This window comes from Streptomyces boncukensis (genome assembly GCF_011045075.1).
In the GTDB taxonomy this organism is placed as follows: domain Bacteria; phylum Actinomycetota; class Actinomycetes; order Streptomycetales; family Streptomycetaceae; genus Streptomyces; species Streptomyces boncukensis.
Genome location: NZ_JAAKZZ010000300.1, coordinates 1 through 9,367 on the forward strand (window position 1 = coordinate 1; position 9,367 = coordinate 9,367).

8 protein-coding genes and 1 pseudogene are annotated in these 9,367 nt (G+C 73.1%); 3 read left to right on the forward strand and 6 right to left on the reverse strand.

The window, feature by feature from the left end; genetic code table 11:
- The 3 genes and pseudogenes from G5C65_RS24270 to G5C65_RS24280 all read left to right on the forward strand — a co-directional run.
- A pseudogene (locus tag G5C65_RS24270) lies at positions 1-302 on the forward strand (hypothetical protein); the annotation flags it as partial.
- Complete coding sequence (locus tag G5C65_RS24275) at positions 299-808, forward strand: ferritin-like domain-containing protein (protein ID WP_165301045.1); 510 nt, start codon at positions 299-301, stop codon at positions 806-808. The pseudogene G5C65_RS24270 and the gene G5C65_RS24275, both read left to right, overlap by 4 nt.
- 37 nt (positions 809-845) lie before the next feature.
- Positions 846-1,796, forward strand: a complete 951-nt coding sequence (locus tag G5C65_RS24280) for an aminoglycoside phosphotransferase family protein (RefSeq protein WP_165301046.1) — start codon at positions 846-848, stop codon at positions 1,794-1,796.
- Positions 1,797-1,956: 160 nt separating this feature from the next.
- Here the strand turns inward: G5C65_RS24280 and G5C65_RS24285 are convergent, their stop codons facing one another.
- The 6 genes from G5C65_RS24285 to dxr all read right to left on the reverse strand — a co-directional run bounded on the left by G5C65_RS24285 (position 1,957) and on the right by dxr (position 9,290).
- On the reverse strand, positions 1,957-3,672 hold the full coding sequence (locus tag G5C65_RS24285; RefSeq protein WP_165301047.1) for a proline--tRNA ligase: 1,716 nt from the start codon (positions 3,670-3,672) through the stop codon (positions 1,957-1,959).
- Positions 3,673-3,774: 102 nt separating this feature from the next.
- The gene (locus G5C65_RS24290; protein WP_165301048.1) at positions 3,775-4,344 is read right to left on the reverse strand and encodes a GNAT family N-acetyltransferase; all 570 of its coding nucleotides are present in this window, start codon (positions 4,342-4,344) and stop codon (positions 3,775-3,777) included.
- A 27-nt stretch (positions 4,345-4,371) separates the two neighbouring features.
- A complete protein-coding gene (locus G5C65_RS24295) occupies positions 4,372-5,217 on the reverse strand; it encodes a GNAT family N-acetyltransferase (RefSeq protein WP_165301049.1) in 846 nt (281 codons plus the stop codon).
- A 197-nt stretch (positions 5,218-5,414) separates the two neighbouring features.
- The gene (gene ispG / locus G5C65_RS24300) at positions 5,415-6,572 is read right to left on the reverse strand and encodes a flavodoxin-dependent (E)-4-hydroxy-3-methylbut-2-enyl-diphosphate synthase (RefSeq protein ID WP_165301050.1); all 1,158 of its coding nucleotides are present in this window, start codon (positions 6,570-6,572) and stop codon (positions 5,415-5,417) included.
- Positions 6,573-6,729: 157 nt separating this feature from the next.
- On the reverse strand, positions 6,730-8,034 hold the full coding sequence (locus G5C65_RS24305) for a M50 family metallopeptidase (protein WP_165301051.1): 1,305 nt from the start codon (positions 8,032-8,034) through the stop codon (positions 6,730-6,732).
- Positions 8,031-9,290 carry a 1-deoxy-D-xylulose-5-phosphate reductoisomerase gene (dxr, locus tag G5C65_RS24310; protein WP_165301052.1) on the reverse strand — a complete coding sequence of 420 codons (1,260 nt, stop codon included), beginning with the start codon at positions 9,288-9,290 and terminating at the stop codon, positions 8,031-8,033. Before dxr ends, G5C65_RS24305 begins: the two co-directional genes overlap by 4 nt.
- Positions 9,291-9,367: the final 77 nt, after the last annotated feature.

Genomic DNA, 9,367 nt, shown 5'->3' on the forward strand with positions numbered 1-9,367 from the left:
CCCCCCGCCCCTCCGCTCCGCCCGCGCCGTCCGCCACGGATCCCGGCGCGGACGGACCCGCGGTGCCCGGCGACGCGAAGCAGGCGCTCAGCGCGCTGGTGGCCGCCGAGCGGCGGCTCGCCGACGCACGGACGAAGACGCTGGTGAAGGCCCCGGGCGAGCTGGCCCGGCTGCTGGCCTCCCTCGCGGCGGCCGGCGCGGCGCACGCCTACCTTCTGGAGGCGGAAGAGCCCGGCGACGGCGCGGACGGCCAGGCCGGTGACGGGGGCAGCGACAGGGACGCGAACGGGGACCGGACATGAAGCAGATCGACGCCGTGCAGGCGGCGCTGCGCGCCGAGCACGCCACCGTGTACGGCTACGGGGTGGTCGGCGGCCGGATCGGCGCGGACCGCAAGAAGGAGGCCCGCGAGGCGTACGACGCGCACCGCGCGCGGCGGGACGCGCTCCGCCGCGACGTGCGCGAGCTGGGCGGCGAGCCCGCGCCGGCGGCGGCCGCGTACGCGCTGCCCTTCGCCGTCCCGGACGAGGCCGCCGCCGTCCGGCTCGCCGCCGAGCTGGAGGACCGGCTCGCCGGGGTGTACGCGGACCTGGTGCGGGCGAGCACGGGCGCGCGGCGGCGCGCCGCGGCGGGGTCGCTGCGCGAGGCCGCGGTGCGGTCGGCGCGCTGGCGGGGCAGCGGCGTAGCCTTCCCAGGGCTCGCCGAACTCGGCGGGGCCGAGCCGTCGGCCACCCCGGTCCCTTCGGACCCCGCCGCGGGCACCCCCTCGGGCCCGGCCTCCGGGTCCCGGGCGCCCGGCACGCTGTGACCACATCGCCGACCCCTCCGAAAGGCCGTCCCGTTCCATGCCTTCCGTTCTGCCCTTCGACCCGCCGCAGCGGCTGGTGCGCGCCCTGGAGGCGCAGCCCGACGCGCAGGCGGCGGCGACCGCCGCGTCCTGGCTGCGCGGTCTGCCCGAGTTGCTGGCGCGGTGGCTGGAGAGGTGGGAGCTGACGCCCGAGCGGGTGGTGTCCCCCGGCGGGCGGAGCAGCCTGGTCGTACTGGTGCGGCAGGCCGACGGCACGCCCGCCGCGCTGAAGCTGGTGGCGCCCGACGGCGCCCCCGCACCCGACCGGGCGCTGCGCGAGAGCGCGGCGCTGGCCCGCTGGGACGGGCTGTGCGCGGCCCGGCTGCTGCGGGCCGAGCCCGGCGAGGGGGCGCTGCTGCTGGAGCGGCTGCACGGCGAGGTGTCGCTGCGGGCGCTGCCGGAGGCGAAGGCGACGCTGGAGGCCGTCTCCGTGGTGCGGCGGCTGTGGGTGCCCGCCGGGGACGCCGGCGGCGTCTTCGAGACCGTCGCGGAGCACACCCGGACGGAGGCGGCGCTGATGCGGGCCGGCGCGCCGGCCGAGGTGCGGCCCCTGGTGGACGCGGCGCTGGAGGCCCGCGAGGAGCTGCTGGGCAGCACCGGGGACGGCGGCGAGCCCGTCCTGCTGCACGGCGACTTCCGGCAGGGCGCCGTGCTGAGCGGGGGCGAGCGGGCGCCGTGGCTGACGGTGGGGCCCGACCCGCTGGTCGGGGAGGCGGCGTACGACCTGGCGCGGCTGACACGGGACCGGCTGCACGATCTGATGGCGTCCAGCGGGGCCGCCTCCTCGGTGCGGCGGCGGGTGCACAAGCTGGCGGACTCGCTCGACGTGGAGCGGGAGCGGGTGCGCGGCTGGACGCTCTACCGGGCGGTCGAGTCGGGGGTGCGGAACCTCTCGGCGGGCGCCCGCGCGGACGGCGAGATGCTGCTGGACTTCGCGACCTGGCTGTAGCGCTCCTTCCTGTCCGGTGGCGCTTGCCGGGCCGGGGCGGCCCCTTGCTGGGTCAGGGCTGCCCCTTGCGGCAGTCGCAGTCTGCGGGCGGTCTGCGGGCGGTCTGTGGCCGGTCGCGCAGTTCCCCGCGCCCCTGACGGGGCACGGTCTCGGAGAGAGGTCAGCCGGCCGCCGGCTTCAGCCTGGCGAGCGCCTCCTCCAGGGGCAGCTCTTCCCGCTCGCCCGTGCGCCGGTCCTTCAGCTCGAAGAGGCCGTCCTTCACCCCGCGCCCGGCGACGAGGATCGTGGGGACGCCGATCAGCTCGGCGTCCGTGAACTTCACCCCCGGGGAGACCCCGGCCCGGTCGTCCACCAGCACCCGGATCCCGGCCTCGGCGAGCCGCTCCGCGGCGTCCAGCGCGGCCTCCGTCTGCGCCGCCTTGCCCGCCGCGACGATGTGCACATCCGCGGGGGCGACCTCGCGGGGCCAGCACAGGCCCTGCTCGTCCGCCGTCTGCTCGGCCAGCGCGGCGACCGCGCGCGAGACGCCGACGCCGTACGAACCCATGGTGACCCGGGCGGGCTTGCCGTCCTGGCCGAGCACGTCCAGCTCGAACGCGTCCGCGTACTTGCGGCCCAGCTGGAAGATGTGGCCGATCTCGATGGCGCGGTCCAGCTCGATGCCGGAGCCGCACTCGGGGCAGGGGTCGCCGGGCTCGACGACGACCACGTCCAGATACTGGTCGACCTCGAAGTCCCGGCCGCAGACCACGTTGCGGGCGTGCTTGCCCTCCTCGTTGGCGCCCGTGATCCACGAGGTGCCGGGGGCGACGCGCGGGTCGGCGAGGTAGCGGAACGCCTTGCCCGCCATGCCGCCCTGCGGGCCGATGTAGCCGCGCACCAGGTCGTCGCGGCCGGTGAAGTCCTCGGCCGTGACGACCCCGACCTCGGCCGGGGCCAGCTGCTCGGCGAGCTTGCCGAGGTCCACCTCGCGGTCGCCGGGCACGCCGACGGCGACGATCTCCCCGTCCACCTTCACCAGCAGGTTCTTGAGCGTCGCGGACGCGGGGACGCCCAGGTGTGCGGCGAGGGCCTCGATGGTGGGCGTGTCCGGGGTGTCCAGCTTCTCGACGGCGGGGCGGCCGTCCGGGGACGCGGGCGGCACGGTGACGGTCACCGCCTCCGTGTTGGCCGCGTACCCACACTGCGGGCACTGGGCGAAGGTGTCCTCGCCGGCCGGCGCCGGGGCCAGGAACTCCTCGGAGGCCGAGCCGCCCATCGCGCCGGACACCGCCGAGACGATGCGGAAGTCGAGGCCGAGGCGGCGGAAGATCCGCTGGTACGCCTCGCGGTGCAGCGCGTAGGAGGCGGCCAGCGCCTCGTCCGAGACGTCGAAGCTGTAGGAGTCCTTCATCGTGAACTCGCGGCCGCGCAGGATGCCGGCGCGCGGGCGGGCCTCGTCCCGGTACTTGGTCTGGATCTGGTAGAGGATCACCGGCAGGTCCTTGTAGGACGTGCACTGGTCCTTGACGACCTGGGTGAAGATCTCCTCGTGGGTGGGGCCGAGCAGATAGTCGCCGCCCTTGCGGTCCCGGAGGCGGAAGAGGAGGTCGCCGTACTCCTCGTACCGCCCGGTGACCTCGTACGGCTCCCGGGGCAGCAGGGCGGGCAGCAGCACCTCCTGGCCGCCGATGGCGTCCATCTCCTCGCGGACCACCCGGGTGACGTTCTCCAGCACCTGCTTGCCCAGCGGCAGCCAGCTCCAGATCCCCGCCGCCGTACGGCGCACATACCCGGCCCGGACGAGCAGCTTGTGGTTCAGCGTCTCGGCGTCCGCCGGGTCGTCACGCAGCGTCTTCAGCATGGACCGGGACAAACGCTGGACTCGGGCTGCCATGGGGTGCTCCTGGTTGCGGCATGGATAAGCGGGTCGAGTGACAGTGGCCGAGCCTATCCGCCCCGGCCGACGGCACGGAAACGGCGCCCCCCGGCCCCGGCCTCACCCGCCCCGCCGCAGCGGCAGCCACGCGCCCATCACCACATAGGGGCTGGGCGCCGAGGGGAAGAGGACTCTGCGGGCGAGGTCGCGATAGCCGAGGCGGTAGTACAGGGCGCGGGCCGGGCTCGCGGTGTCGATCGCGGAGAGCAGCGAGCGGGCCTCGGCCGCGCCGTCGGTGAGGTCGGTGATCAGGGCGCGTCCGATGCCCCTGCCCTGGTACGCGGGATGGACGTGCAGCTCGGTGATGACGAAGGAGTCGCTGAGCCACTCGTCGTGGCCCTCCTGGCGCAGATACGGGTGCACCACCGTGGACCACCACTGCGTGCGGTCGTTCGGCATGCCGTAGACGAAGCCGACCAGCCTGCCGTCCCCGGTGGTGGCGCCCAGCGCCCGCGCGCCCGGCCCGGACATGTGGCGCCGCACGATGTGGCGGCGCACGTCGATCTCGTCGTCGGTGAGTCCGAAGGCGACAGCCTGGACGGCGAGCGCCTCGTCGACGCGGCCGGCGAGGTCGAGCGGGCCGATGACCGGGCGGCGGGAGTCCGGAGACGGCCCGGAGGTAGGCAGCATGGCGGGAGGCTACTTCCTCTATCCCGCTCAGAACAGCACACTCATGAACGCCCCCACCTCGCGAAACCCGACACGGCGGTAGGCGGCGCGGGCGGGGGTGTTGTAGTCGTTGACGTAGAGGCTCACCACGGGCGACACGTCCCGCAGCGCGTAGTCGACCACGGCGGCCATGCCGGCGACCGACAGGCCCTCGCCGCGCCGCCCGGGGTCGACCCAGACGCCCTGGATCTGGCAGGCGTGCGGAGTGGCGGCGCCGATCTCCGCCTTGAAGACGACCCGGCCGTCCTCGAAGCGCGCGAAGGAGCGTCCGGCGGCGACGAGTTCCGCGACCCGCGCCTGGTAGACCAGGCCGCCGTCCCCGGCGAGCGGCGAGACCCCGACCTCTTCGGTGAACATGGCGACGCAGGCGGGCATCACCGCGTCCAGCTCGTCCTTGGCGACCCGCCGCACCCGCGGGTCGGGCGCGATGTCGGACGGCGTCCGGTCGGTGACCATCAGCGGCTGGTGGCGGCGGACCTCGCGGGCCGGGCCCCAGTGCGGTTCGAGACGGGACCACAGGCCCGCCGTGGGGCCCGCGGGGCCGACGATGGAGGAGCAGCGCCGCCCCTGCCGCCGGGCCCGCTCCGCGAAGGCGTGCACGGCGTCGGGGCCCGCGCAGAGCGGCACCAGGTTGGCGCCTGCGTAGCAGAGGGACTCCAGGCGGCCGTCGACGTACCAGCCCCACATCTCGCCGCCGAGGCGCCACGGGTCGAGCCCGGACGCCTGGACGCGGGCGGTGACGAAAGCGTTGCTGACGGGCTCGCGCCGGAGCACATCGAGCACCTCGTCGAGCTCAGCGGGCTCGACAACCCGGGTGGAGGTGGTGGTCAACAACGTGTCGGTGCCTCACGGTGCGGCCTGGGAGGGCGAGAAGGAACGATCTCTCGCACTGTACCTCCGCGGGAGGCCGCGGGGCGCCCCAGGTGGAACGCCCGGCGCCCCGGCGGATCGTGCTGGGCCGGGGCTGCCCCTGCCAGGCCCCGGAAGGAGGGCGACCGGGACCCGCCGGACGCCCCTCAGCCGGACGCTCCTCAGCCGGCCGTCGTCACCACCGGCTCGCCCGAGGGGACGCCGTCCTTCTCCATCTGCTCGGCGATCTTCATGGCCTCGTCGATGAGCGTCTCCACGATCTTCGACTCGGGCACCGTCTTGATCACCTCGCCCTTGACGAAGATCTGGCCCTTGCCGTTGCCGGACGCGACGCCGAGGTCGGCCTCCCGGGCCTCGCCGGGCCCGTTGACCACACAGCCCATGACGGCGACGCGCAGCGGCACCTCCATGCCGTCGAGCCCGGCGGTCACCTCGTCCGCCAGCTTGTAGACGTCCACCTGGGCGCGGCCGCAGGACGGGCAGGAGACGATCTCCAGACGGCGCTGGCGCAGCCCGAGCGACTCCAGGATCTGGATGCCGACCTTGACCTCCTCGACCGGCGGCGCCGACAGCGAGACCCGGATGGTGTCCCCGATGCCCTCCGAGAGCAGCGCGCCGAAGGCCACCGCGGACTTGATGGTGCCCTGGAACGCCGGTCCGGCCTCGGTGACGCCCAGGTGCAGCGGGTAGTCGCACTGGGCGGCGAGCTGGCGATAGGCGTTGACCATGACGACCGGGTCGTTGTGCTTGACCGAGATCTTGATGTCCCGGAAGCCGTGCTCCTCGAAGAGGGACGCCTCCCACAGCGCCGACTCGGCCAGCGCCTCCGGGGTGGCCTTGCCGTACTTCTCAAGCAGCCGCTTGTCCAGGGAGCCGGCATTGACGCCGATCCGGATCGGGGTGGCGTGGTCGGAGGCCGCCTGGGCGATCTCCTTGACCTGGTCGTCGAACTTCTTGATGTTGCCCGGGTTCACCCGGACCGCGGCGCAGCCCGCCTCGATGGCCTGGAAGACGTACTTGGGCTGGAAGTGGATGTCCGCGATGACCGGGATCTGGGACTTTCTGGCGATCACCGGCAGTGCGTCCGCGTCGTCCTGGGTGGGGCAGGCGACCCGGACGATCTGGCAGCCGGACGCGGTCAGCTCGGCGATCTGCTGCAGCGTGGCGCCGATGTCCGAGGTGCGGGTGGTGGTCATCGACTGCACGGACACCGGTGCGTCCCCGCCCACCGCCACGGGGCCGACGTGGATCTTCCTGCTGACCCTGCGGTCGGCGAGCTTGGCCGGAATTTCCGGCATTCCGAGCGAAATCGCTGTCATCAGCGTGCAACCCCAAAAGGTGTCGTTCACGTCCCGGCTTCGACGGGCTCCGGTAGTCCGAGATTACGGCACCGGCGCATCTATGAGCACACCACTCCCGGGGATGCCCCGGGAGAGTGACATACGTACAGAAATCGAACACAAGCCGTGTGGCGCGTCACCCCGCGAGTTTCACCGGGTTGACGACATCGGCCACCAGAACGAGGAGCGTGAAGCAGAGGAAGACCCCCGCAACGACATACGCCACCGGCATGAGCTTCGCTACGTCGAAGGGGCCGGGGTCGGGCCGCCGGAAGACCCGGGCGAACATCCTGCGCACGGACTCCCACAGGGCCCCCGCGATGTGTCCGCCATCCAGCGGGAGCAGCGGAAGCATGTTGAACAGGAAGAGGGACAGGTTGAAGCCCGCGACCAGGAACAGCATGGTGGCCACCCGCTGGCTCGCCGGGATGTCCAGCGAGACGACCTCGCCGCCGACGCGGGCCGCGCCGACCACGCCCATCGGCGAGTCCTGCTTGCGCTCGCCGCCGTCGAAGGCCGCGTTCCACAGGTCCGGGATCTTGCCCGGCAGATTGACCAGGGCCTGGACGCCGTGCTCCATCATGTCGCCCATGCGGTCCACGGCCTGCGGGAAGTCCTGCTTGACGATGCCGCTGGCGGGCGTGAAGCCGAGGAAGCCCGCTCTGACGTACTCGCCTTCGACGTAGCCGCCGTCGCCGTCCGACTTGGCGACCCGGTTCTCGATCAGGGAGGCGCGCAGGGTCTTGCGCTCGCCGTCCCGCTCCACCGTGACGGTGGCCGGGCCCGTGGTGTCCCTGATGTGCCGCTGAAGGGCGCCCCAGTCGTCCACCTTCGCGCCGTCGAAGGCGACGATCTTGTCGCCGGCCCGCAGGCCCGCGGCCTTCGCCGGGGAGTCCTTGGCGCCGGAGGGGCACTTGTCGGTCTGGGCCGAGGCCGGGATCACGCAGTCGGACACCGAGGAGACGGTGGTCGTCTGCGTGTTCACGCCGAAGGACATCAGCACCGTCAGGAAGATCACGACGGCCAGGATCAGGTTCATGAACGGCCCGGCGAACATCACGATGACGCGCTTCCAGGGCTTGCGCGTATAGAGCAGCCGCTTCTCGTCGCCCGGCTGCAGCTCCTCGAACGCCGCCGCGCGGGCGTCCTCGATCATGCCGCGGAACGGCGAGGTGGAGCGCTTCCTTATCGCGCCGTCATCGCCCGGCGGGAACATCCCGATCATGCGGATGTAGCCGCCGAGCGGAATCGCCTTGATGCCGTACTCGGTCTCGCCCTTGCGCTTCGACCACAGGGTCGGGCCGAAGCCCACCATGAACTGCGGCACCCGCACGCCGAACATCTTGGCCGTCGAGAAGTGCCCCAGCTCGTGCCAGGCGATGGAGAAGAGCAGGCCGACGACGAAGACGACTATGCCGAGAATGGTCATGAACGTCGTCATGCGCGGGCCTCCGCTGTCTGCGCGCGTTGCGCCACTTCACGGGCGCGCCGACGCGCCCAGGTCTCGGCTTCGAGGACATCCGGCAGCGTGAGTCCGGTTCCGTTCGGCGTGCCGTGCTCCTCGACCACAGCCGCCACCGTATCCACGATGCCGGTGAACGGCAGCTTCCCGGCCATGAAGGCGTCGACGCACTCCTCGTTCGCCGCGTTGTAGACGGCGGGCGCGGTGCCGCCCAGCGCCCCCACATGGCAGGCCAGCGGCACGGACGGGAACGCCTTCTCGTCCAGCGGGAAGAACTCCCAGGACATCGCCTCCGTCCAGGAGAAGACCGGTCCGGCGTCCGGCACCCGCTCCGGCCAGCCGAGGCCGAGCGCGATCGGCAGCCGCATATCCGGAGGGCCGCACTGGGCGAGGGTCGAGCCGTCCGTGAACTCCACCATCGAGTGCACGGCGGACTGCGGATGGACCACGACCTGGATGCGGTCGAACGGAATGTCGTACAGCAGATGCGCCTCGATGACCTCCAGCCCCTTGTTCACCAGGGTCGCGGAGTTGATCGTGATGACCGGGCCCATGTCCCAGGTGGGGTGGGCGAGCGCCTCGCGCGGGGTGACCTCCGCCAGCTCCTCGCGGGTACGGCCGCGGAACGGGCCACCCGAGGCGGTGACCAGCAGCTTGCGTACCTCGGCGCGGGCGCCGCCGAGCAGCGCCTGGAAGAGCGCCGAGTGCTCCGAGTCCACCGGCACGATCTGGCCGGGGCGCGCGAGGGCCTTCACCAGCGGGCCGCCGACGATCAGGGACTCCTTGTTGGCGAGCGCCAGCACCGTGCCCGCCTTCAGCACGGCCAGGGTGGGGGCCAGGCCGATGGAGCCGGTGATGCCGTTGAGCACGGTGTGGCAGTCCGAGGCGGCCAGCTCGGTGGCGGCGTCCGGCCCGGCCAGCACCTCGGGGAGCGGCTCCCCCGCGCCGTACCGCTCGCGCAGCGCGGCGCGCAGCTCCTCCGCCTTGTCCGCTCTGGCCACGGCGACCGTCCGCACTCGCAGTTGACGCGCCTGCTCGGCCAGCAGCTCCACGCGGCCGCCGGCCGCGGAGAGTCCGGTGACCCGGAACCGGTCCGGGTTGTCGCGCACGACGTCCACGGCCTGGGTGCCGATGGAGCCGGTCGAGCCGAGGATCACGATGTCGCGCGGGGCGCCGGCGGCGGGCGCCGGGACCGCGGGGAACCGCCGATGCGGGTCAGCGAGGGAGTCCGTCATGCCCCCATTGTGTCCGCCGGCCGCGGAGAGTCCGGTGACCCGGAACCGGTCCGGGTTGTCGCGCACGACGTCCACGG

Coding starts and splice junctions, on each gene's coding strand:
- G5C65_RS24275 (WP_165301045.1), top strand. CDS start 299: ATGAAGCAGATCGACGCCGTGCAGGCGGCGCTGCGCGCCGAGCACGCC.
- G5C65_RS24280 (WP_165301046.1), top strand. CDS start 846: ATGCCTTCCGTTCTGCCCTTCGACCCGCCGCAGCGGCTGGTGCGCGCC.
- G5C65_RS24285 (WP_165301047.1), bottom strand. CDS start 3,672: ATGGCAGCCCGAGTCCAGCGTTTGTCCCGGTCCATGCTGAAGACGCTG.
- G5C65_RS24290 (WP_165301048.1), bottom strand. CDS start 4,344: ATGCTGCCTACCTCCGGGCCGTCTCCGGACTCCCGCCGCCCGGTCATC.
- ispG (WP_165301050.1), bottom strand. CDS start 6,572: ATGACAGCGATTTCGCTCGGAATGCCGGAAATTCCGGCCAAGCTCGCC.
- G5C65_RS24305 (WP_165301051.1), bottom strand. CDS start 8,034: ATGACGACGTTCATGACCATTCTCGGCATAGTCGTCTTCGTCGTCGGC.
- dxr (WP_165301052.1), bottom strand. CDS start 9,290: ATGACGGACTCCCTCGCTGACCCGCATCGGCGGTTCCCCGCGGTCCCG.